The sequence below is a fragment of the Streptomyces sp. SudanB5_2050 genome, from assembly GCF_964272335.1.
Taxonomy (GTDB): Bacteria; Actinomycetota; Actinomycetes; order Streptomycetales; family Streptomycetaceae; genus Streptomyces; species Streptomyces rochei.
Window position 1 is genome coordinate 4,557,735 of sequence record NZ_OZ186760.1, and the last position, 22,604, is coordinate 4,580,338.

Sequence of the window (22,604 nt, forward strand, 5' to 3'; positions counted from 1 at the left end):
GCGCACGTGTCCACATCGCGCCCCGCCCCTCCCTCCGAGGTGTGAACGGGCCCTCTATCAAGTGATCGCGTCCAGCGCCAGTTTGCATGCAGGGGAAGCATCTTGATATGGAGACGCCCGCCGAGCACCCCCTCTGGCCAGCGGTGACGATCGAAATTGTCACCTCTGGTGATCAGCTGAACGCTTCTTGTGTGAAGATCACCGCTCATCCGACTTCATGATCCTTCGTCAGGTGGTGGAGATCACAAAGCTTGTGCAATACCCCGTGTCGCAGATCACAGAGCGGCGGGCATAAGATGCGAGGCAGTTGGGCTTGTGACCTGCTTCACATGTTCGCGATCTTCGCCGGGACGAGCGGGGTTCGTGGGACTGCCGGGGCGGAAGTGAGCCCAGTGCAACCGCCAGCAGTCAGTGCCGACTGAGAGGAGCGAGGAGCGGTGAACGCGTATGCGCCCATCCTCGTACTGGGAGCCCTCGGGGCAGGCTTTGCGATCTTCTCCGTGGTGATGGCCACGCTGATCGGTCCGAAGCGGTACAACCGGGCGAAGCTCGAGGCCTACGAGTGCGGCATCGAGCCGACCCCCACGCCGGCCGGCGGCGGGCGCTTCCCCATCAAGTACTACCTGACGGCGATGCTCTTCATCATCTTCGATATCGAGATCGTCTTCCTCTACCCCTGGGCCGTCACCTTCGACGCCCTGGGGATTTTCGGGCTCGTGGAGATGCTGCTCTTCGTGCTCACCGTCTTCGTCGCGTACGCGTACGTATGGCGGCGCGGCGGCCTGGAATGGGACTGAGGGGCCTTTGACATGGGACTCGAAGAAAAACTGCCGAGCGGCTTCCTGCTGACCACCGTCGAGCAGGCCGCGGGCTGGGTGCGCAAGTCGTCCGTCTTCCCCGCCACGTTCGGCCTCGCCTGCTGTGCCATCGAGATGATGACCACCGGCGCGGGCCGCTACGACCTGGCGCGCTTCGGCATGGAGGTCTTCCGCGGATCGCCGCGGCAGGCGGACCTGATGATCGTCGCGGGCCGGGTGAGCCAGAAGATGGCGCCGGTGCTGCGGCAGGTCTACGACCAGATGCCGAACCCGAAATGGGTGATCTCCATGGGGGTCTGCGCCTCCTCGGGCGGCATGTTCAACAACTACGCGATCGTCCAGGGCGTCGACCACATCGTCCCGGTCGACATCTACCTCCCCGGCTGTCCGCCGCGGCCCGAGATGCTGATGGACGCCATCCTCAAGCTCCACCAGAAGATCCAGACCTCCAAGCTCGGCGTGAACGCCGAGGAGGCCGCCCGCGAGGCGGAGGAGGCGGCGCTCAAGGCCCTGCCCACGATCGAGATGAAGGGGCTGCTGCGGTGAGCGACGCGAACAACACCGCGGGTGACAAGAACAACGCCGCGGGCGACGCGAACGGGGTGAACCCCGAGAAGGACCTGTCCGCGGAGAACCTCCCCGGCCAGCGCGGCCGGGGCGGCGAGGAGATCCGCGTCCAGCGCGGCATGTTCGGCGCGAACAACGGCGGCGACACCTCCGGATACGGCGGCCTGGTCCGCTCCGTCCGGCTCCCCGGCCCGGCGGCCCGGCCCTACGGCGGCTGGTTCGACGAGGTCGCCGACGAACTCGAGGGCGCGCTGGAGGAGCAGGGGCTCCTGCCGGAGAACGCCATCGAGAAGACGGTCGTCGACCGCGACGAGCTGACCTTCCACATCGAGCGCGAGCACCTGGTCCGCGTCGCCCGCACCCTGCGCGACGACCCGGCCCTGCGCTTCGAACTGTGCACCGGCGTCAGCGGCGTCCACTACCCGAACGACAAGGGCCGCGAGCTGCACGCCGTCTACCACCTGCGCTCGATCACCCACAACCGGCTGATCCGCCTGGAGGTCAGCGCCCCCGACAGCGACCCGCACATCCCGTCGCTCTTCTCGGTCTACCCGACCAACGACTGGCACGAGCGCGAGACGTACGACTTCTTCGGCATCGTCTTCGACGGCCACCCGGCGCTGACGCGGATCATGATGCCGGACGACTGGCAGGGCTTTCCGCAGCGCAAGGACTACCCCCTCGGCGGCATCCCCGTCGAGTACAAGGGCGCCCAGATCCCGGCTCCGGACCAGCGGAGGTCGTACTCATGAGCACTTCGCACGCCTCCCCTCGCGAGACCACCGAGGGCACCGTCTACACGGTCACCGGCGGGGACTGGGACGAGGTCGTCCAGGCCGCGGCCCGCGCCGACGACGAGCGCATCGTCGTCAACATGGGCCCGCAGCACCCGTCCACCCACGGTGTGCTCCGGCTGATCCTGGAGATCGACGGCGAGACCGTCACCGAGGCCCGCTGCGGCATCGGCTACCTGCACACCGGCATCGAGAAGAACCTCGAGTACCGGACGTGGACGCAGGGCACCACCTTCGTGACGCGCATGGACTACCTGACGCCGTTCTTCAACGAGACGGCGTACTGCCTGGGCGTCGAGAAGCTCCTCGGCATCGAGGACCAGATCCCGGACCGGGCCTCGGTCATCCGGGTCCTGCTGATGGAGCTGAACCGGCTCTCCTCGCACCTGGTGTGCGTCGCCACCGGCGGCATGGAGCTGGGCGCCACCACCGTCATGATCTACGGCTTCCGCGATCGTGAACTGATTCTCGACGTCTACGAGCTGATCACCGGCCTGCGGATGAACCACGCGTACATCCGCCCGGGCGGACTCGCCCAGGACCTGCCGCCGGGCGCGGTGGACCAGATCCGCGAGCTGGTGAAGAAGCTGAAGAAGAACCTCCCGGAGTACGACAAGCTCTTCACCGGGAACCCCATCTTCAAGGCCCGCATGCAGGACGTCGGCTACCTCGACCTGGCCGGCTGCATGGCGCTGGGCGCCACCGGCCCGGTCCTGCGCTCCACCGGCCTCCCGCACGACCTGCGCAAGACCCAGCCGTACTGCGGCTACGAGACGTACGACTTCGACGTCCCGACCGCCGACACCTGCGACTCCTACGGCCGCTTCCTGATCCGGCTGGAGGAGATGCGCCAGTCGCTGCGGATCGTCGAGCAGTGTCTGGACCGGCTGGAGCCCGGCCCGGTCATGGTCGCCGACAAGAAGATCGCCTGGCCCGCCCAGCTCGCCCTGGGACCGGACGGACTGGGCAACTCCCTCGACCACATCAAGAAGATCATGGGCACCTCCATGGAGGCCCTGATCCACCACTTCAAGCTGGTCACCGAGGGCTTCCGGGTACCGCCGGGCCAGGCGTACACGGCGGTCGAGTCGCCCAAGGGCGAGCTGGGCGTGCACGTGGTGTCCGACGGCGGCACCCGCCCCTACCGGGTCCACTTCCGCGACCCGTCCTTCACCAACCTTCAGGCCATGGCGGCGATGTGCGAGGGCGGCCAGGTCGCCGACGTCATCGTGGCTGTGGCGTCCATCGACCCCGTGATGGGAGGCGTCGACCGGTGACCACCTCTTCTTCGGAGCGGGGCGTCAGCCTGGGCATGCCGGAACTGCCCGCGCCCGCCTACCCGGACGACGTCCGGGCCCGGCTGGAGACCGACGCGCGCGAGGTCATCGCCCGCTACCCGGACTCCCGGTCCGCCCTCCTGCCCCTGCTGCACCTCGTGCAGTCGGAGGAGGGACACGTCACGCGCACCGGGATGCAGTTCTGCGCGGACGTGCTGGGCCTCACCACGGCCGAGGTGACCGCGGTCGCGACCTTCTACACCATGTACCGGCGCCGGCCGAGCGGCGACTACCAGGTGGGCGTGTGCACCAACACGCTCTGCGCGGTCATGGGCGGCGACGCCATCTTCGAGTCCCTCCAGGAGCACCTGGGCGTCGGCAACGGCGAGACCACCGAGGACGGCAAGGTCACCCTGGAGCACATCGAGTGCAACGCGGCCTGCGACTTCGCGCCGGTCGTGATGGTCAACTGGGAGTTCTTCGACAACCAGACCCCGGGGAGCGCCAAGGCCCTCGTCGACGACCTGCGCGCGGGACGGCCGGTGACGCCCACGCGCGGTGCGCCGCTGTGCACCTTCAAGGAGACCGCCCGCATCCTGGCCGGCTTCCCCGACGAGCGGGACGGCGCGGTCGCGGCCGGCGGCAGCGCGGGCCCCGCCTCGCTGGTGGGTCTGCGCCTGGCCAAGGGGGAGACCGCGCCCGCGCGCGTGGTGCACCCCCGGGACGGCGGACCGCACGACGCGCCGCAGGACCGGGCCGTGCACGACCCGTCCCCGACGCAGCACCTCAGCTCGCACGACGCGCCGCAGGACACATCGGCATCCGACCCTTCCCACCCGGCAGGGCCTACCGCCGAGGAGGGGGAGTGATGACCGTGGCAGCCGAGATCAAGGGCAGCAGCCCGGAGAAGCTGCTCGCACCCGTGCTGTCGGCCTTCTGGGACGAGGACGAGTCCTGGACTCTCGACGTCTACCGGAGGCACGAGGGGTACGAAGGGCTCCGCAAGGCGCTGGCGATGTCGCCGGACGACCTGATCGCGTACGTCAAGGACTCCGGTCTGCGCGGACGCGGCGGCGCCGGCTTCCCGACGGGGATGAAGTGGCAGTTCATCCCCCAGGGGGACGGCAAGCCTCACTATCTTGTTGTCAACGCCGACGAGTCGGAGCCGGGGACCTGCAAGGACATCCCGCTCCTCTTCGCCAACCCGCACAGCCTCATCGAGGGCATCGTCATCGCGTGCTACGCCATCAGGTCCTCGCACGCCTTCATCTACCTGCGGGGTGAAGTCGTCCCGGTGCTGCGGCGGTTGCACGAGGCCGTGCGCGAGGCCTACGCGGCCGGCTTCCTCGGCGAGAACATCCTGGGCAGCGGACTCGACCTCGAACTCACCGTGCACGCGGGCGCGGGCGCGTACATCTGCGGTGAGGAGACCGCGCTGCTCGACTCGCTCGAAGGCCGCCGGGGTCAACCGCGGCTCCGACCCCCCTTCCCCGCTGTGGCCGGCCTCTACGCCTGCCCCACTGTGGTGAACAACGTCGAATCCATCGCGTCGGTTCCCGCGATCCTGAACAAGGGCAAGGACTGGTTCAGGTCGATGGGCAGCGAGAAGTCCCCGGGCTTCACGCTCTACTCGCTCAGCGGCCACGTCGCGAGCCCCGGCCAGTACGAGGCGCCGCTCGGCATCACGCTGCGCCAGCTCCTCGACATGAGCGGCGGGATGCGTCCCGGCCACCGTCTGAAGTTCTGGACGCCGGGCGGCTCCTCGACGCCGATGTTCACCGACGAGCACCTAGACGTGCCCCTCGACTACGAGGGAGTGGGCGCCGCCGGTTCCATGCTGGGCACCAAGGCGCTCCAGTGCTTCGACGAGACGACCTGCGTCGTACGCGCCGTCACCCGCTGGACCGAGTTCTACGCCCACGAGTCCTGCGGCAAGTGCACGCCCTGCCGCGAGGGCACCTACTGGCTCGTGCAGCTGCTGCGCGACATCGAGGCCGGCAAGGGCGTCCTGTCCGACCTCGACAAGCTGAACGACATCGCCGACAACATCAACGGCAAGTCCTTCTGCGCCCTCGGCGACGGCGCCGCCTCGCCGATCTTCTCCTCGCTCAAGTACTTCCGCGAGGAGTACGAGGAGCACATCACGGGCCGCGGCTGTCCCTTCGACCCGGCCAAGTCGACGGCCTGGGCCGACCGCACGGAGGTGAAGGCATGACCGTGACCACCAATGCTCCCTCGGGAGGGGGAGAGGCGGCGGTCCCGCCGGAGGACCTCGTATCGCTGACGATCGACGGCGCCGAGATCAGCGTGCCCAAGGGCACCCTGGTCATCCGGGCCGCCGAACAGCTGGGCATCGAGATCCCCCGGTTCTGCGACCACCCCCTCCTCGACCCGGCCGGCGCCTGCCGCCAGTGCATCGTCGAGGTCGAGGGCCAGCGCAAGCCCATGGCCTCCTGCACCATCACCTGCACGGACGGGATGGTGGTGAAGACCCACCTCACCTCGCCCGTCGCCGAGAAGGCCCAGCACGGTGTGATGGAGCTGCTGCTCATCAACCACCCCCTGGACTGCCCGGTCTGCGACAAGGGCGGCGAGTGCCCGCTGCAGAACCAGGCGATGTCGCACGGCCAGGCGGAGTCCCGCTTCGAGGGCAGGAAGCGGACCTACGAGAAGCCCGTGCCGATCTCCACGCAGGTGCTGCTCGACCGCGAGCGGTGCGTGCTGTGCGCCCGCTGCACCCGGTTCTCCAACCAGGTCGCGGGCGACCCGATGATCGAGCTGATCGAGCGGGGCGCGCTCCAGCAGGTCGGCACCGGCGAGGGCGACCCCTTCGAGTCGTACTTCTCCGGCAACACCATCCAGATCTGCCCGGTCGGCGCGCTCACCTCGGCGGCGTACCGGTTCCGCTCCCGCCCCTTCGACCTGATCTCCTCACCGTCGGTGTGCGAGCACTGCTCCGGCGGCTGCGCCACCCGCACCGACCACCGGCGCGGCAAGGTCATGCGGCGCCTGGCGGCCGACGACCCCGAGGTCAACGAGGAGTGGATCTGCGACAAGGGCCGCTTCGGCTTCCGGTACGCCCAGCAGCGCGACCGGCTCACCACACCCCTGGTGCGGGACGCCGAGGGCGAGCTGCAGCCCGCCTCCTGGCCGGAGGCGCTGCAGATCGCCGCGCAGGGGCTGCTCGCCTCCAGGGGCCGCACCGGCGTCCTGGCCGGCGGACGGCTCACCGTGGAGGACGCCTACGCGTACAGCAAGTTCGCGCGCGTGGCGCTCGGCACCAACGACATCGACTTCCGGGCGCGCGTGCACAGCACCGAGGAGGCCGACTTCCTGGCCTCCCACGTCGCCGGTCGCGGCCGTGACCTCGACGGCAGCGGCGTCACGTACACGTCGCTGGAGAAGGCGCCCGCCGTCCTGCTGGTCGGGTTCGAGGCCGAGGAGGAGGCGCCCGGCGTCTTCCTCAGGCTGCGCAAGGCGTGGCGCAAGCACGGACAGCGCGTCTTCTCGCTGGCCACGCACGCCACGCGGGGCCTGGAGAAGGCCGGCGGCACCCTGCTGCCGGCCGCCCCCGGCACCGAGACCGAGTGGCTGGACGCCCTGGCGAGCGGCGTCGGCCTGGAGACCGACGGGGCCCGGGCCGCCGAGGCCCTGCGCGCCGAGGGCGCCGTGATCGTCGTCGGCGAGCGGCTCGCGTCCGTGGCCGGCGGCCTCACCGCCGCCGTACGGACCGCCTCCGCGACCGGCGCCCGGCTGGTGTGGATCCCGCGGCGGGCCGGGGAGCGCGGCGCGATCGAGGCGGGGGCGCTGCCCTCGCTGCTGCCCGGCGGACGCCCGGCGACCGACCCGCGCGCGCGTGAGGAGGTCGCCGCGGTCTGGGGCCTGGCCGACCTCCCGCACCGCTACGGCCGCGACACCGGTGAGATCGTCGAGGCCGCCGCCCGGGGCGAGTTGCAGGCGCTGCTGGTGGCCGGGGTGGAGGTCGCCGACCTGCCCGACCCGGCGCGTGCGCGGGCGGCACTCGCCGAGGCGGGTTTCGTGGTCTCCCTGGAGCTGCGGCCCAGCGAGGTCACCGCACTGGCCGACGTCGTCCTGCCGGTCGCCGCGGTCGCCGAGAAGGCCGGCACCTTCCTCAACTGGGAGGGCCGGGCGCGTTCCTTCGAGGCCGCGCTCAAGCCCGACCAGATGACCCGCCGCCTCGCGCCCGCCGACGCCCGTGTCCTGCAGATGCTGGCCGACGCCATGGACGTCCACCTGGGGCTGCCGGACCTGCGCACCACCCGTGCGGAGATCGACCGGCTCGGCGCCTGGGACGGGCCGCGGGCCGGCGAACCGCTGTACACCGCGGGCGCGCTGCCCCGGCCGGCCGCCGGTGAGGCGGTGCTGGCCGGACACCGGCTGCTGCTCGACCAGGGGCTGCTCCAGCAGGGCGACGAGGCGCTGGCCGGCACCCGGCACGCCGCACGGGCACGCCTGTCGGCCGCGACCGCCGCCGAGGCGGGCGTCAAGGACGGCGACCTCCTGGCCGTCACCGGGCCCTGCGGTGCCGTCGAATTCCCGCTCCAGGTCACCGAGATGCCCGACCGGGTGGTCTGGCTCCCGCTGAACTCGGCCGGCACCGGCGTCGCCTCCGACGCCGGGGTGCTGCCCGGAACCCTCGTCCGCATCGGCCCGGCCACGCTCGCGGGCGAGGCCCCCAAGGAGGTGGAGGCATGAGCCCGTACCTCGCCGCTGAAGACCTCTCGATGTTCGGCACCGATCCCTGGTGGCTGGTCGTCGTCAAGGCGGTCTTCTGCTTCGCCTTCCTGATGGTGACCGTGCTGTTCTCCATCGTGTGGGAGCGCAAGGTCGTCGCCTGGATGCAGCTGCGCATCGGCCCCAACCGGCACGGCCCCTGGGGCATGCTCCAGTCGCTCGCCGACGGCATCAAGCTGATGCTCAAGGAAGACGTCGTCGTCAAGCGCGCCGACAAGGCGGTGTACGTCCTCGCGCCGATCGTCGCGGCCATCCCCGCCTTCATGGCGATCGCGGTGATCCCCTTCGGCCCGGCCGGCAACGAGGTGTCGATCTTCGGCCACCGCACCGCGATGCAGCTCACCGACCTGCCGATCGCGATGCTGTTCATCCTGGCGGTCGCCTCGGTCGGCATCTACGGCATCGTCCTCGCCGGGTGGAGCTCCGGATCGACGTACCCGCTCCTGGGCGGTCTGCGCTCCTGCGCGCAGATGATCTCCTACGAGATCGCCATGGGCGCCGCGTTCGCCTCGGTCTTCCTCTACTCGGGGTCGATGTCGACCTCGGAGATCGTCGCCCAGCAGACCGACCGCTGGTACATCGTGCTGCTGCCGGTCTCCTTCATCCTCTACATCGTCACCATGGTCGGCGAGACCAACCGCGCCCCCTTCGACATGCCGGAGTCCGAGGGCGACCTGGTCGGCGGCTTCAACACCGAGTACTCGTCGATCAAGTTCGCGATGTTCATGCTCGCCGAGTACGTGAACATGGTGACGGTCTCGGCGGTCGCCACCACGCTCTTCCTCGGCGGCTGGCGGGCGCCCTGGCCGGTCAGCACCTTCTGGGAGGGCGCCAACCACGGCTGGTGGCCGCTGCTCTGGTTCGTGGTCAAGGTCCAGTTGCTGCTGTTCTTCTTCATCTGGCTGCGCGGCACGCTCCCGCGCGTCCGCTACGACCAGCTGATGAAGCTCGGCTGGAAGGTCCTCATCCCGGTCTCCCTGGTCTGGCTGATGCTCGTGGCGACCGTACGGGCCCTCAGGAACGAGAACTACGAGTTCACCGACATCGCCCTCTACATCGGCGGCGGCGTCCTGGTCCTGCTGGTGCTGTCCTTCGTCGTCGACATGTACCGCGAGAAGGGCAAGCGGGCCGAGGAACCGGCCGAGGAACCGGCCGCCTTCGACCCGATGGCCGGCGGCTTCCCCGTACCGCCGCTGCCCGGGCAGGAGCTGCCTCCGGTGCCCAGGCGCCGCCCGCGCCGGGAGCGGGAGCTGATTGTCAGTGGCGGGCCCGATACTCACAGTGACGGATCTACGGGTGGATCCGCGGGTGGATCTACGGATGGAAAGGAGGCGTCCGATGGCTGAAGAACCGAAGGGGACCGACCCCGGTTTCCTGAACCCCGTGGCCGGCTTCGGCGTGACCTTCAAGGCCATGTTCAAGAAGCGGCTCACCGAGCAGTACCCGGAGCAGCAGAAGACCACCGCTCCCCGATTCCACGGACGGCACCAGCTCAACCGCCATCCGGACGGCCTGGAGAAGTGCGTCGGCTGCGAGCTGTGCGCCTGGGCGTGTCCCGCCGACGCCATCTACGTGGAGGGCGCGGACAACACGGACGAGGAGCGCTACTCGCCGGGCGAGCGGTACGGCCGCGTCTACCAGATCAACTACGCCCGCTGCATCCTGTGCGGCCTGTGCATCGAGGCGTGCCCCACGCGCGCGCTGACGATGACCAACGAGTTCGAGCTGGCCGACTCCAGCCGGGCCAACCTCATCTTCACCAAGGACCAGCTCCTCGCCGGCCTGGAGGAGGGGATGGTCGACTCGCCCCACGCCATCTACCCGGGCACGGACGAGCAGGACTACTACCGGGGCCTGGTCACCGAGGCCGCGCCCGGCACCGTCCAGCAGGTCGCCCACTCCCAGGGCGAGGTCGTCCAGGAGGGCGACTCGACCTTCGGCGGGACCGAGCCGGCCTCCGAGGAGGTGATCCGCCGATGAGCGCGCAGCTGGCCGCCGCGGCGACGCTGTCCGCCGGCACCTCGACCGGGGAGGCCGTCCAGTTCTGGATCCTCGGCACCGTCGCGGTGATCGGTGCCCTGTGCACCGTCTTCATGAAGAAGGCCGTGCACAGCGCCCTCTGCCTCGCCGGGACCATGATCGTCCTGGCGGTGTTCTACCTCGCCAACGGCGCCTACTTCCTCGGCATCGTGCAGATCGTCGTCTACACCGGCGCGGTCATGATGCTGTTCCTCTTCGTGGTGATGCTCGTCGGCGTCACCGCGGCGGACTCCCTGAAGGAGACCATCAAGGGCCAGCGCTGGCTGGCCCTGGCGTCCGGGCTCGGCTTCGGCATCCTGCTGATCGGCGGCATCGGCAACGCCTCGGTCAGCGAGTTCACCGGCCTCGGCCAGGCGAACGCGAACGGCAACGTGGAGGGCATCGCCTCCCTCATCTTCACCAAGTACGTCTTCGCCTTCGAGATCACCGGCGCCCTGCTCATCACGGCCGCCGTCGGCGCCATGGTCCTCACCCACCGCGAGCGCACCGAGCGGGCGGCGACCCAGCGGGAGCTGGCCGAGAAGCGCGTCCGCGAGGGCACGTACCTGCCGCCGCTGCCCGCGCCCGGTGTCTACGCCCGGCACAACGCGGTCGACATCGCGGGCCTGCTGCCCGACGGCACCCCCTCCGAGCTGACCGTCAGCAAGACGCTGCGCGACCGGGGGCAGATCCGCGACGTGTCGACGGACGCGCTCAACGACCTCAAGGCGCTGGAACAGCGGGCCGAGGAGCGCCTGGAGCGCGCGGCGGTCGAGCCGGCCACCTTCAAGCGGTCCGAGGAGGCGTCGAAGTGAACCCCGTGAACTACCTCTACCTCGCGGCCCTGTTGTTCACGATCGGCGCCACCGGTGTGCTGATCCGGCGCAACGCGATCGTGGTGTTCATGTGCGTCGAGCTGATGCTCAACGCCTGCAACCTCGCCTTCGTCGCCTTCTCCCGGATGCACGGCAACCTCGACGGCCAGATCATCGCCTTCTTCACGATGGTCGTCGCCGCCGCGGAGGTCGTGGTCGGGCTCGCGATCATCGTGTCCCTGTTCCGTTCCCGCCACTCGGCCTCGGTCGACGACGCCAGCCTGATGAAGCTGTGAGGGGTCGCTAGAACCGTGACTAACGCAGAGAATCTGATTGCGCTGCTGGTGGCGGCGCCCTTGCTCGGAGCGGCGGTCCTGCTGTGCGGCGGACGCCGGCTGGACGCCGTCGGCCACTGGATCGGCACGGTGCTGGCGGCCGCCTCGTTCGTGATCGGCGTGGTCCTCTTCGCCGACATGCTCGGCGCCGGCGCCGAGGACCGCACCCTGACGCAGCACCTGTTCAGCTGGATCCCGGTCGAGGGCTTCCAGGCCGACGTCGCCTTCCGGCTCGACCAGCTGTCGATGACGTTCGTGCTGCTGATCACCGGCGTCGGCTCGCTCATCCACCTGTACTCGATCGGGTACATGGAGCACGACGAGCGCCGCCGCCGCTTCTTCGGCTATCTGAACCTGTTCCTCGCGGCGATGCTGATCCTCGTCCTCGCCGACAACTACCTGCTGCTGTACGTCGGCTGGGAGGGCGTCGGTCTCGCCTCCTACCTGCTGATCGGCTTCTGGCAGCACAAGCCCAGCGCCGCCACCGCAGCGAAGAAGGCCTTCCTGGTCAACCGCGTCGGCGACATGGGCCTGTCCATCGCGATCATGCTGATGTTCCTGTGGTTCGGCACCTTCGCCTTCGGGCCGGTGCTCGGCGGCCACGGGGAGGCCGGGCTCGCGGGCTCGGCCGACGAGGGCAAGCTCACCGCGATCGCCCTGATGTTGCTCCTCGCCGCCTGCGGCAAGTCCGCCCAGGTGCCGCTGCAGTCCTGGCTCGGGGACGCGATGGAGGGCCCGACCCCGGTCTCGGCCCTCATCCACGCGGCGACCATGGTGACGGCGGGCGTGTACCTGATCGTCCGGTCGGGAGCCGTCTTCAACGGCGCGCCCGACGCGCAACTGGTCGTCACCATCGTCGGCGCGGTCACGCTGCTGTTCGGTGCGATCGTCGGTTGCGCCAAGGACGACATCAAGAAGGCGCTGGCCGGCTCGACCATGTCGCAGATCGGCTACATGGTGCTGGCGGCCGGTCTCGGTCCCATCGGCTATGTCTTCGCGATCATGCACCTGGTGACCCACGGCTTCTTCAAGGCCGGGCTGTTCCTCGGCGCCGGCTCCGTCATGCACGGCATGAACGACGAGGTCGACATGCGCCGCTACGGCGGACTGCGGAAGTACATGCCGGTCACCTTCATCACCTTCGGCCTCGGCTACCTCGCCATCATCGGCTTCCCGGGTCTGTCCGGCTTCTTCTCCAAGGACAAGATCATCGAGGCGGCCTTCGCCAAGGGCGGCACCGAGGGCTGGATCCTCGGCGCCTGCGCCCTGCTGGGCGCCGCCATCACCGCGTACTACATGACGCGCGTGATGCTGATGACCTTCTTCGGCGAGGAGCGCTGGCGGAACGCGCCGACGCCGTCGCCCGCGAAGCCCGATGTCGAGCCGGCGGCCGAGACGCGCGGCGAGTACACCCCGCCGCACCCGCACGAGTCGCCGAAGAGCATGACGATCCCGATGATCGTGCTGGCCGTCGGCTCGGTGTTCGGCGGTGCGTTCTTCAGCATCGGCGACCGCTTCGTGCACTGGCTGGAGCCCATCACCGGGCACGACCACGGCCACCCGCCGATCAGCGCCCTGACGGTCACGATCTCCACGGTCGCCGTGATGGTGATCGGCGTGGCGGTGGCCTGGGCGCAGTACGGACGGCGCCCGGTCCCGGCCGTCGCCCCCCGCGGTTCGCTGCTCACCCGGGCCGCCCGGCGCGACCTGCTCCAGGACGACTTCAACCACGTCGTCCTGGTCCGCGGCGGCGAGCACCTGACGCGCTCCCTGGTCTACGTCGACCACACCCTGGTCGACGGCGTCGTCAACGGCACGGCGGCCTCGGTCGGCGGCCTGTCCGGGCGGATGCGCAAGCTGCAGAACGGGTTCGCGCGCAGTTACGCGGTCTCGATGTTCGGCGGTGCGGCGGTCCTCGTCGCCGCGACCCTGCTGATGAGGGCGGTCTGATACCGATGTCCTTTCCCCTGCTGACAGCCACGGCGGTGCTCCCGGCCGTCGGGGCCATCGCCACCGCCGCCGTACCGGCCGCGAAACGCACCGCGGCCAAGTGGCTGGCGCTGATGTTCTCGCTGGCCACCCTGGCGCTGGCGGTCGCGGTGCTGGTCCGCTTCGACCCCGGCGGCGACCGCTACCAGCTCACCGAGTCGCACTCCTGGATCGCGGACTTCGGCGTCCGGTACGAGCTGGGCGTGGACGGCATCGCGGTGGCGCTGATCGCGCTGACCGCGCTGCTCATCCCGTTCATCATCCTGGCGGGCTGGCACGACGCCGACCCGCTGGAGACCGGCAGCAGCCGGTGGCGGCCGACCCAGGGCTTCTTCGCCCTGATCCTGCTGGTCGAGGCGATGGTGATCCTCTCCTTCGAGGCCACCGACGTCTTCCTGTTCTACATCTTCTTCGAAGCCATGCTCATCCCGATGTACTTCCTCATCGGCGGCTTCGGGGACCGGGCCCACCAGCACGGCGAGAAGACGGCGGCGACCCAGCGGTCGTACGCCGCGGTGAAGTTCCTCCTCTACAACCTGGCCGGCGGTCTGATCATGCTGGCCGCGGTGATCGGCCTCTACGTGGTCGCCGGGAACTTCTCCCTCACCGAGATCGCCGAGGCCCGGGCGAGCGGTGAGCTGGAGATGGCGACCGGCACCGAGCGCTGGCTGTTCCTCGGCTTCTTCTTCGCCTTCGCGGTGAAGGCGCCGCTGTGGCCGCTGCACACCTGGCTGCCCAACGCCATGCAGGAGTCGACCGCGCCGGTCGCCGTGCTGATCACGGCCGTCGTCGACAAGGTCGGCACCTTCGCGATGCTCCGCTTCTGCCTCCAGCTCTTCCCGGAGGCCAGCAAGTGGGCGACGCCGGTGATCCTGGTGCTGGCACTGGTCAGCATCATCTACGGGGCGCTGCTCGCGGTCGGCCAGCGCGACATCAAGCGGCTGATCGCCTACGCGTCCATCTCGCACTTCGGCTTCATCATCATGGGCATCTTCGCGATGACCAGCCAGGGCCAGTCCGGCGCGACGCTCTACATGGTCAACCACGGCATCTCGACCGCCGTCCTGATGCTGATCGCCGGTTTCCTGATCTCCCGGCGCGGCTCGCGGCTCATCGCCGACTACGGGGGAGTGCAGAAGGTCGCCCCGGTGCTCGCCGGCACCTTCCTGATCGGCGGCCTGGCGACCCTCTCGCTGCCGGGCCTGGCACCGTTCATCAGTGAGTTCCTGGTCCTGGTCGGCACCTTCACGCGGTATCCGGTGATCGGCATCATCGCCACCTTCGGCATCGTGCTCGCCGCGCTCTACACCCTCGTCCTCTACCAGCGGACGATGACGGGCCCGGTGAAGCCGGAGGTGTCGGCCATGCCCGACCTGCGGGTGCGGGAGCTGGTGGTGGTGGCTCCCCTGGTCGCGTTGTTGATCTTCCTGGGCGTCTTCCCGAAGCCCCTCACGGACATCGTCAACCCGGCGGTGGAGCAGACCATGTCCGACGTACAGAAGAAGGACCCCCAGCCTGAGGTGGAGGCGGCCAAGTGAGCGCAACAGCCGTCCACAGCCTGTGGACAACGGCGGCGACGGCGGCCGACCCGATCGGGAAGATCGACGCGCCGAAGATCGAGTACGGGCAGCTGTCGCCCACCCTGATCATCATCGGCGCGGCGATCATCGGCATCCTGATCGAGGCCTTCGTGCCGCGCAGGTCCCGCTACTACGTGCAGATGTTCCTGTCCGTCGTCGCGCTCGTCGCCGCCTTCGCCGCGGTCGTCGCGCTGGCGGCGGGCGGATACGGGACGACCAAGGCCGGCATCGCGGCGATGGGCGCCATCGCCGTCGACGGCCCGGCCCTCTTCCTCCAGGGCACGATCCTGCTGGCGGCGCTGGTGGGCCTGTTCACCTTCGCCGAGCGGCGGCTCGACCCTCAGGCGCACGGCAACCGCGTCGACTCCTTCGCCGCGCAGGCGGCGGCCGTGCCGGGCAGCGAGAGCGAGCAGAAGGCGGTCAAGGCCGGCTTCACCACGACGGAGGTCTTCCCGCTCCTCCTCTTCGCCGTCGCCGGCATGCTGATCTTCCCGGCGGCCAACGATCTCCTGACGCTCTTCGTGGCCCTCGAGGTCTTCTCCCTCCCGCTGTACCTGCTGTGCGCGCTGGCCCGCCGCAAGCGGCTGATGTCGCAGGAGGCGGCGGTCAAGTACTTCCTGCTCGGCGCGTTCGCCTCCGCGTTCACCCTGTTCGGCATCGCCCTGCTCTACGGCTACGCGGGCTCCATGTCGTACGGCACGATCGCCTCGGTCGTCGACGGCACCGTGCAGAACGTCACCCCGGCGCTCGCCGACACCATGGGCAACGACGCGCTGCTGCTCGTCGGGTCCGCGCTGATCGTCATGGGCCTGCTCTTCAAGGTGGGCGCGGTGCCGTTCCACATGTGGACGCCGGACGTGTACCAGGGCGCGCCGACACCGGTGACCGGCTTCATGGCGGCGGCGACCAAGGTGGCCGCCTTCGGCGCCCTGCTCCGCATCCTCTACGTCGTCCTGCCCGGCCTGCGCTGGGACTGGCGGCCGGTGATGTGGGCGGTGGCGATCGTCACCATGCTGGCCGGCGCCATCGTCGCCATCACGCAGACCGACATCAAGCGGCTGCTGGCGTACTCGTCGATCGCGCACGCCGGCTTCATCCTCGCCGGTGTCATCGCGACCACCCCGGAGGGCATCTCGTCCGTCCTCTTTTACCTGGCCGCGTACTCCTTCGTCACCATCGGCGCCTTCGCGGTCGTGACACTGGTGCGCGACGCGGGCGGCGAGGCGACCCACCTGTCGAAGTGGGCGGGTCTCGGACGCAGGTCGCCGCTGGTGGCGGCCGTGTTCGCGGTGTTCCTGCTGGCCTTCGCGGGCATCCCGCTGACCTCGGGATTTTCCGGCAAGTTCGCCGTCTTCAAGGCGGCGGCGGAGGGCGGGGCGGCCCCGCTGGTCGTGATCGGCGTGATCTCGTCGGCGATCGCGGCGTTCTTCTACATCCGCGTGATCGTGCTGATGTTCTTCAGCGAGCCGCGTCCGGAGGGCCCGACCGTCGCGGTGCCGTCACCGCTGACGATGACGGCGATCGGCGTCGGCGTCGCGGTCACGGTGGTGCTCGGTGTGGCGCCGCAGTACTTCCTGGACCTGGCGGGACAGGCGGGGGTGTTCGTGCGCTGACGCGGCGCCCGCCTGTGTGTGGAGCGGTGGCCCGGCACCCCCCGAGGGTGCCGGGCCACCGCTGCGGTGTGCGCGGGTCACTCGCCGCCGCGGCGGGCCCTGATGGCGGTCAGGTCCAGGTCCAACGGGAAGGGAGCGCTCAGCTTCATCCGCTCACGGAAGATGCCGACGGCGACATACGCCCCGGTGGCGGGCTCCAGCTCGAAGGCGTGGACGACGGCGAGCCCCTTCTCGTTCTCCACGCGCCAGTAGTGGGTGATGCCCGCCCGGGCGTACTTCAGGGGCTTGGTCTCGCGGTCGCGGGAGACGGACTCGGCGGAGACGACTTCGATGGCCAGGGTGACGGCGTCGGCGGGATAGCGAGTCTGCTCCGGGTCGTCGACGACGTCGCCGCGCACGACGATGACGTCCGGTTCGGGCCGGTTCTGCCGGTCGATGTCGATGGTGAACTCGCGGATGACCTCGAACTCCGCCGGGGCGAGGGACTGCAACTGCCAGTTGAAGAAGTCGACAGCGCGTGAGTGGAAGAGGGTCTGCGGACTCACGAAGACGAGGCTCCCGTCGATCAGCTCCGTGTGCGGAGGCAGGTTCGGAAGCCGGTCCAGGTCGTCCGCGGTCCAGCCGCCTTCCGGCGGGACGGGCCAGTCGGGCGTGGACGCCTTCGGTGCGACGCTCATCAGTGCTCCCATGGGACGGAGTCTCGCGGGTGCAATCAGACTATCCGCCGGAAACGGGCGGGTCTCCCGCGAACGTGTGAACGATCGTCGTGTCCTTGACGCGGTACGCGTCGGACAGCCTGTGGACAACTCCTGGGCTGTCGGCGCGGCCCCCTATCGTTGAGGCAGTGGTCGGGGCAGGGCGGACCAGACGGACGGGACGGGACGAGAAGGCCCGGGCAGGCAAGGCAGGACGTACGGGGGACCAGGCGATGGGCGGGACGGGCGTGATCGGCGAGATGACAGAGACAGCACAGGCGAGGGAGCTGGACAGCGAGGCGCTGGCCACGCTGCACCGGGTCTTCGGGTACGAGACCTTCCGCGGCGAGCAGGAAGCGGTCGTCGAGCACGTGATCGCGGGCGGCGACGCCGTCGTGCTCATGCCGACCGGCGGCGGCAAGTCGCTGTGCTACCAGATTCCGTCCCTGGTCCGCCCCGGCACCGGCATCGTGGTCTCGCCGCTGATCGCGCTGATGCAGGACCAGGTGGACGCGCTGCGGGCGCTGGGCGTGCGGGCCGGGTTCATGAACTCCACGCAGGACTTCGACGAGCGGCGCGTGGTCGAGGCCGAGTTCCTCGCCGGCGAGCTGGACCTGCTGTACCTGGCGCCGGAGCGGCTGCGGCTGGAGGGCACCCTCGACCTGCTCTCCCGGGGCAAGATCTCCCTCTTCGCGATCGACGAGGCGCACTGCGTCTCGCAGTGGGGCCACGACTTCCGGCCCGACTACCTCGCCCTGTCCCTGCTCGGCGAGCGCTGGCCGGACGTGCCCCGCCTCGCGCTCACGGCGACGGCCACGCACGCCACACACCGTGAGATCACCGAGCGGCTGAACATGCCGACGGCCCGGCACTTCGTGGCCAGCTTCGACCGGCCCAACATCCAGTACCGGATCGTGCCGAAGACGGACCCCAAGAAGCAGCTCCTGAGCTTCCTGCGGGAGGAGCACCCGGGCGACGCGGGCATCGTCTACTGCCTCTCGCGCAACTCCGTCGAGAAGACCGCCGAGTTCCTCTCCCGCAACGGCATCGAGGCGGTGCCGTACCACGCGGGCCTGGACGCGGGCACCCGCGCGGCGCACCAGTCCAGGTTCCTGCGCGAGGAGGGCCTGGTGGTGGTGGCGACCATCGCCTTCGGCATGGGCATCGACAAGCCGGACGTGCGGTTCGTCGCCCACCTGGACCTGCCCAAGTCGGTCGAGGGCTACTACCAGGAGACCGGCCGCGCGGGTCGCGACGGCCTGCCCTCCACGGCCTGGATGGCGTACGGCCTCAACGACGTCATCCAGCAGCGCAAGCTGATCCAGTCCGGCGAGGGCGACGAGGCGTTCCGGCGCCGGGCGCAGTCCCACCTGGACGCGATGCTCGCGCTGTGCGAGACCGCCCGGTGCCGCCGCGGCCAGCTCCTCGCCTACTTCGGACAGGAGCCCGACCCGGCCGGCTGCGGCAACTGCGACACCTGCCTCACCCCGCCGGAGACCTGGGACGGCACGGTCGCGGCGCAGAAGGTGCTGTCGACGGTGGTGCGGCTGAAGCGGGAGCGCGGGCAGAAGTTCGGTGCGGGTCAGATCATCGACATCCTGCTGGGCAAGCGCACCGCCAAGGTGATCCAGTTCGACCACGACCAGCTCTCCGTGTTCGGCATCGGCGAGGAGCTGACCGAGGGCGAGTGGCGCGGCGTCGCCCGGCAGCTGCTGGCCCAGGGCCTGCTCGCCGTCGAGGGCGAGTACGGCACGCTGGTGCTGACCGAGGCCAGCGGGGAGGTCCTGCGCCGGGAGCGCGAGGTGCCGCTGCGCAAGGAGCCCAAGAAGCCCGCTTCGACACGGGCGTCGGGCGGCGGGCGCGGCGACCGCAAGGCCAAGGCGGCCGCCGCCGAACTGCCGGCGGAGCTGGTCCCCGCCTTCGAGGCGCTGCGCACCTGGCGCGCCGAGCAGGCCAGGGAGCAGGGCGTTCCGGCGTACGTCATCTTCCACGACGCGACCCTCCGGGAGATCGCCACCGCGTGGCCCACCTCGATCGGGCAGCTCGGCGGCATCAGCGGCGTCGGCGAGAAGAAGCTGGCGACGTACGGGGAGGGAGTGCTGGCGGTGCTGGCCGCGCTGGAGGGACCGGCCGCCGCGGCGGACCCCGCCCCGGGCGGCTCGTCGGCCGGTTCCGTCTCCGGCCCGGGTGCGGACGACTGGCCGGACATGGAGCCCGAGCCCGAGCCGGACGACTGGATATAGCGGTACGGCGGTATACAGCGGCACACAGCGGCGGACGGCCGCGACCGGACGCCGGGCGGCTTGTCGCACCCGGGGAGGCAGGCCCTACGCCAGCGCGGTCAGTCCCGGAGCGAAGGTGATCAGCAGGGGGACGAGGGGGACGAGAGCGGCCGTCGCCGTGGTGAGGGCCCGGTGACGCGGCGTCAGGCGGGGCGGCGGTTCGAGGAGGCGGTCGACCCGCTCGCCGAGGAGGCGGTGGCTGGAGGCGCAGGACAGGACGCCCCGGTGCTGGTTCAGCTCGATCAGGGCCAGCGCCGTGGTCAGGTGGCCGCAGCGGCGGGAGGCCGTGTCGTCGGCGGCCAGTTCGACCAGGCGGTGGGTCTGGTCGCAGAAGTGCGCGAAGAGCGGGACCCGGGGGAAGCCGGTGGCCAGCGCGGAGGACAGGTGCAGCAGCCAGTCGTGGCGGGCGCGGGCGTGGCCGCGCTCATGGGTGAGGACCGCGTCGAGCTGGTGGTCGGTGAGGCGTCGCAGGGCGCCGGTGGTGACGATCAGCTGCGGGGGACTGCCGGGCATCCACCAGGCGTCCGGGTACTCGTCCTCCAGGACCAGCAGGGGGCCGCGTTCGGCGGGGAGCCCGGCGGGCAGATCGGGGGCGCGCTCGCGCAGGTGGGCGCGGGACCGGGCCCGACGCCGGCGTGCCTCGACCAGCTCGCGGGCGAGCATGGCGGTGGTCCAGGCGGCGCCACCGGCCAGCAGCAGGGTGAGGGCGGCGGCCCACGGCGGGCCGGCGGAGAGGTTGTAGGCCGCGGTCACCGCGGGCGGCGCCGGGGCGAAGAGCTGGGCGCGGACGGTGCCGAAGACGGCGGCGGCCCCGAGGACGAGAGCGGTCAGGCAGCACAGCAGGACGGTGGCGACCAGGCACTGCCACACCCACAGCGCGACCACCGGATCACGTTCGGGCCAGGCGGAACGGGTCAGCGCGCGCGGTACCGGTACCGCGGCGGTCACGGCGACGACGAACAGCAGGAGCAGGCAGAAGGTCATGCCACGGGCTCCGGATCCTGGTCGGAAGGGGCGGCTCTGGCTGTGGTGCGGTTGTGGTGGGCGGTGCCGGGCCGACGTCGACGGGCCCGGCGGCTGCCCGGCGAGAGCGCCCCGACGCGGGCGCGGACGTGCCGGGCACACCCCCCGACGCCAGTATGACGGTGTCGGGCGGCGTGAGTCAGGCCCTGGCGGGCGCCGGTTCCCCCGGGGCGGGGATTTCCCGGCCGGCGGGAGAGCGGGACCGCCGGCAGATCCGGACCGGTGACGGGCGGCCCGGGCCGCCCGGCACATCAGGGCCCGGCGCATCGGGGCCCGGCGCATCGGGGCCGGGCCCCGGCACATCCCGGCCCCGGCACATCCCGGCCCCGGGCAGATCCGAGTCCCGCCCCCGCCACTCCCGGCGGGCGCGGCGGGGGCCGCCGGTCGTGCGGCCCGCGTCGGCTACCGCCCGGTGCGCGGTGCGGTGATCCGGCCGGTCACCTCGCCCAGACCCACCCGGACGCCGTCCGGGCCGGGAGCCCAGGCCGACAGGGTCACCACGTCACCGTCCTCCAGGAACGTCCGCTTGCCGTCGGGGAGTTCCAGCGGGTCGCGGCCGTTCCAGGTCAGCTCCAGCAGGGACCCGCGTTCGCGCTCGGCCGGCCCGCTCACCGTGCCGGAGCCGTAGAGGTCACCGGTGCGCAGGGAGGCGCCGTTGACCGTCATGTGGGCCAGTTGCTGGGCGGCCGTCCAGTACATGGTGGAGAACGGCGGCTCGGAGACCACGTGCCCGTTGATCGCGACGGAGATCCGCAGGTCGTAGCCGCCGGGCTCGTCCTGCTCGGGGTCCGTGTCGTCGAGGTAGGGCAGCAGTGCGTGGGTGCGCTCCGGAGGCGCCACCCGCGCCTCGTCCAGGGCGTCCAGCGGCGTGATCCACGCCGACACCGACGTGGCGAACGACTTGCCGAGGAACGGGCCGAGGGGGACGTACTCCCATGCCTGGACGTCGCGCGCGGACCAGTCGTTGAGCAGGCACAGCCCGAAGACGTGCTCGCGGAAGTCGCCCAGCGGCACCGGGCTGCCCGCCTCGGACGGCACGCCCACCACGAAGCCGACCTCGGCCTCGATGTCCAGGCGGACGGACGGGCCGAAGACGGGAGCGGCGTCGGCGGGCCCCTTGCGCTGCCCGCACGGGCGCACGACGTCCGTCCCGGACACCACGACCGTGCCGGACCGGCCGTGGTAGCCGATCGGCAGGTGCTTCCAGTTCGGGGTGAGGGAGTCGGCGGCGTCGGGGCGGAAGATCCGGCCGACGTTCCGCGCGTGGTTCTCGGAGGCGTAGAAGTCGACGTAGTCGGCGACCTCGAAGGGCAGGTGCAGGGTCACCGAGGACAGGGGGTGGAAGAGCGGTTCGAGCGTCGCGCGGTGGGAGGGGACCGTCACCCAGGCGGTCAGGGCCCGCCGCACGTCGGACCAGGCCGTGCGGCCGGCCGCCAGCAGCGGGTTGAGGGTGGGCCGTGCGAGCAGGGAGGCGTACGGCGAGCCCAGCGCGTGGGCCGCCGCGCCGGCGTCGAGGACGTGGTCGCCGAGCCGGACGCCCACCGTCCGGTCCTGCGTGCCGGGGATCGAGAACACGCCGTACGGAAGGTTGTGCGGGCCGAAGGGGTCGCCCTCGGGGACATCGAAGGGGGGCATCGGGTGCTGCCTCGCTTTCGTGCTCGCCATGTGCGCCGTGCGCGCCGGGTGTGCCACATGGTCCGTGGCACGGCCACACGTTACGGGTGACGTACCGGTCTTGGGCAGTGTGTCGAGTGGGGGCGGTGGGTGGCGGGGAGGGTGCGCGCAGGGCTGCTGACGTGCGGGGAGTGGACCGGCGGTCGGTGCGGGGACGGGGGGAGACGGGGAGAGGGCACGGTGGGACGGTGCCCGCGTGGTCGGCGTACGCCCGCGTGAAGACGGGGATTCGTTGCGCTCCGCTTCCGTTCGAGTGCGGGAAGTTGTCCACAGGCCGGTACGCAATCTTGACGGAGCGGTGCGAACGGGGCGACTCTGGGCGGGTGCCGGAGGGCCTCGGGGAGGGGGCCTTCGACGGCACACCAGGG

General features: G+C 70.6%; 18 protein-coding genes. 15 read left to right on the forward strand and 3 right to left on the reverse strand.

From position 1 onward, the window contains the following. Window positions 1–437 precede the first annotated feature (437 nt). Genes ACFZP7_RS20365 through nuoN form a run of 14 tightly spaced genes read left to right on the forward strand, consistent with a single transcriptional unit; the run spans window position 438 to window position 16,562 of the window. A complete protein-coding gene (locus ACFZP7_RS20365) occupies window positions 438–797 on the forward strand; it encodes an NADH-quinone oxidoreductase subunit A (protein WP_003974383.1) in 360 nt (119 codons plus the stop codon). Window positions 798–809: 12 nt separating this feature from the next. After that, the gene (locus ACFZP7_RS20370; RefSeq protein WP_010041554.1) at window positions 810–1,364 is read left to right on the forward strand and encodes an NADH-quinone oxidoreductase subunit B family protein; all 555 of its coding nucleotides are present in this window, start codon (window positions 810–812) and stop codon (window positions 1,362–1,364) included. Beyond that, the gene (locus ACFZP7_RS20375) at window positions 1,361–2,137 is read left to right on the forward strand and encodes an NADH-quinone oxidoreductase subunit C (protein WP_019328419.1); all 777 of its coding nucleotides are present in this window, start codon (window positions 1,361–1,363) and stop codon (window positions 2,135–2,137) included. Before ACFZP7_RS20370 ends, ACFZP7_RS20375 begins: the two co-directional genes overlap by 4 nt. Next, a complete protein-coding gene (locus ACFZP7_RS20380) occupies window positions 2,134–3,456 on the forward strand; it encodes an NADH-quinone oxidoreductase subunit D (RefSeq protein ID WP_019328418.1) in 1,323 nt (440 codons plus the stop codon). Before ACFZP7_RS20375 ends, ACFZP7_RS20380 begins: the two co-directional genes overlap by 4 nt. Then, window positions 3,453–4,325 carry an NADH-quinone oxidoreductase subunit NuoE gene (gene nuoE, locus ACFZP7_RS20385; protein WP_019328417.1) on the forward strand — a complete coding sequence of 291 codons (873 nt, stop codon included), beginning with the start codon at window positions 3,453–3,455 and terminating at the stop codon, window positions 4,323–4,325. The genes ACFZP7_RS20380 and nuoE overlap by 4 nt, the downstream gene beginning before the upstream one ends. Beyond that, window positions 4,322–5,671 carry an NADH-quinone oxidoreductase subunit NuoF gene (gene nuoF, locus ACFZP7_RS20390; RefSeq protein WP_175438054.1) on the forward strand — a complete coding sequence of 450 codons (1,350 nt, stop codon included), beginning with the start codon at window positions 4,322–4,324 and terminating at the stop codon, window positions 5,669–5,671. Before nuoE ends, nuoF begins: the two co-directional genes overlap by 4 nt. Next, window positions 5,668–8,172, forward strand: coding sequence for an NADH-quinone oxidoreductase subunit G (locus ACFZP7_RS20395; protein ID WP_019328415.1), 2,505 nt, complete (start codon window positions 5,668–5,670; stop codon window positions 8,170–8,172). The genes nuoF and ACFZP7_RS20395 overlap by 4 nt, the downstream gene beginning before the upstream one ends. Beyond that, window positions 8,169–9,557 (forward strand): NADH-quinone oxidoreductase subunit NuoH, encoded by a 1,389-nt coding sequence (nuoH, locus tag ACFZP7_RS20400; RefSeq protein WP_046249443.1) that lies wholly within the window; start codon window positions 8,169–8,171, stop codon window positions 9,555–9,557. The genes ACFZP7_RS20395 and nuoH overlap by 4 nt, the downstream gene beginning before the upstream one ends. After that, the gene (gene nuoI, locus ACFZP7_RS20405; protein WP_019328412.1) at window positions 9,550–10,191 is read left to right on the forward strand and encodes an NADH-quinone oxidoreductase subunit NuoI; all 642 of its coding nucleotides are present in this window, start codon (window positions 9,550–9,552) and stop codon (window positions 10,189–10,191) included. Before nuoH ends, nuoI begins: the two co-directional genes overlap by 8 nt. Next, complete coding sequence (locus ACFZP7_RS20410) at window positions 10,188–11,045, forward strand: NADH-quinone oxidoreductase subunit J (RefSeq protein WP_030977294.1); 858 nt, start codon at window positions 10,188–10,190, stop codon at window positions 11,043–11,045. Before nuoI ends, ACFZP7_RS20410 begins: the two co-directional genes overlap by 4 nt. Then, window positions 11,042–11,341, forward strand: a complete 300-nt coding sequence (gene nuoK, locus ACFZP7_RS20415; RefSeq protein ID WP_004927567.1) for an NADH-quinone oxidoreductase subunit NuoK — start codon at window positions 11,042–11,044, stop codon at window positions 11,339–11,341. The genes ACFZP7_RS20410 and nuoK overlap by 4 nt, the downstream gene beginning before the upstream one ends. Before the next feature lie 15 nt (window positions 11,342–11,356). Next, window positions 11,357–13,330 carry an NADH-quinone oxidoreductase subunit L gene (nuoL, locus tag ACFZP7_RS20420; protein WP_385635125.1) on the forward strand — a complete coding sequence of 658 codons (1,974 nt, stop codon included), beginning with the start codon at window positions 11,357–11,359 and terminating at the stop codon, window positions 13,328–13,330. 5 nt (window positions 13,331–13,335) lie between these two features. Further along, window positions 13,336–14,907, forward strand: coding sequence for an NADH-quinone oxidoreductase subunit M (locus ACFZP7_RS20425; RefSeq protein ID WP_385635127.1), 1,572 nt, complete (start codon window positions 13,336–13,338; stop codon window positions 14,905–14,907). Then, entirely contained in the window at window positions 14,904–16,562 is a 1,659-nt protein-coding gene (gene nuoN, locus ACFZP7_RS20430; protein WP_109202524.1) for an NADH-quinone oxidoreductase subunit NuoN, read from the forward strand. The genes ACFZP7_RS20425 and nuoN overlap by 4 nt, the downstream gene beginning before the upstream one ends. A 77-nt stretch (window positions 16,563–16,639) precedes the next feature. Here nuoN and ACFZP7_RS20435 read toward each other — a convergent pair whose 3' ends face one another. Then, window positions 16,640–17,239, reverse strand: a complete 600-nt coding sequence (locus tag ACFZP7_RS20435) for a Uma2 family endonuclease (RefSeq protein WP_019328407.1) — start codon at window positions 17,237–17,239, stop codon at window positions 16,640–16,642. 251 nt (window positions 17,240–17,490) lie between these two features. Between ACFZP7_RS20435 and recQ the strand changes: the two genes are divergently transcribed. Further along, the gene (gene recQ, locus ACFZP7_RS20440) at window positions 17,491–19,500 is read left to right on the forward strand and encodes a DNA helicase RecQ (protein ID WP_385635130.1); all 2,010 of its coding nucleotides are present in this window, start codon (window positions 17,491–17,493) and stop codon (window positions 19,498–19,500) included. Between the two features lie 84 nt (window positions 19,501–19,584). Here recQ and ACFZP7_RS20445 read toward each other — a convergent pair whose 3' ends face one another. Further along, on the reverse strand, window positions 19,585–20,523 hold the full coding sequence (locus ACFZP7_RS20445) for a M56 family metallopeptidase (protein WP_019328405.1): 939 nt from the start codon (window positions 20,521–20,523) through the stop codon (window positions 19,585–19,587). 441 nt (window positions 20,524–20,964) lie between these two features. After that, the gene (fahA, locus tag ACFZP7_RS20450) at window positions 20,965–22,197 is read right to left on the reverse strand and encodes a fumarylacetoacetase (protein ID WP_062130497.1); all 1,233 of its coding nucleotides are present in this window, start codon (window positions 22,195–22,197) and stop codon (window positions 20,965–20,967) included. Between the last annotated feature and the right edge of the window lie 407 nt (window positions 22,198–22,604).

Bases quoted from the DNA above. Each gene is read 5' to 3' on its own strand.
- nuoH (WP_046249443.1), top strand. From the start codon at position 8,169: ATGAGCCCGTACCTCGCCGCTGAAGACCTCTCGATGTTCGGCACCGAT.
- ACFZP7_RS20395 (WP_019328415.1), top strand. From the start codon at position 5,668: ATGACCGTGACCACCAATGCTCCCTCGGGAGGGGGAGAGGCGGCGGTC.
- ACFZP7_RS20435 (WP_019328407.1), bottom strand. From the start codon at position 17,239: ATGAGCGTCGCACCGAAGGCGTCCACGCCCGACTGGCCCGTCCCGCCG.
- fahA (WP_062130497.1), bottom strand. From the start codon at position 22,197: ATGCCCCCCTTCGATGTCCCCGAGGGCGACCCCTTCGGCCCGCACAAC.
- nuoI (WP_019328412.1), top strand. From the start codon at position 9,550: ATGGCTGAAGAACCGAAGGGGACCGACCCCGGTTTCCTGAACCCCGTG.
- recQ (WP_385635130.1), top strand. From the start codon at position 17,491: ATGGGCGGGACGGGCGTGATCGGCGAGATGACAGAGACAGCACAGGCG.
- ACFZP7_RS20425 (WP_385635127.1), top strand. From the start codon at position 13,336: ATGTCCTTTCCCCTGCTGACAGCCACGGCGGTGCTCCCGGCCGTCGGG.
- ACFZP7_RS20445 (WP_019328405.1), bottom strand. From the start codon at position 20,523: ATGACCTTCTGCCTGCTCCTGCTGTTCGTCGTCGCCGTGACCGCCGCG.
- ACFZP7_RS20410 (WP_030977294.1), top strand. From the start codon at position 10,188: ATGAGCGCGCAGCTGGCCGCCGCGGCGACGCTGTCCGCCGGCACCTCG.
- ACFZP7_RS20370 (WP_010041554.1), top strand. From the start codon at position 810: ATGGGACTCGAAGAAAAACTGCCGAGCGGCTTCCTGCTGACCACCGTC.
- ACFZP7_RS20380 (WP_019328418.1), top strand. From the start codon at position 2,134: ATGAGCACTTCGCACGCCTCCCCTCGCGAGACCACCGAGGGCACCGTC.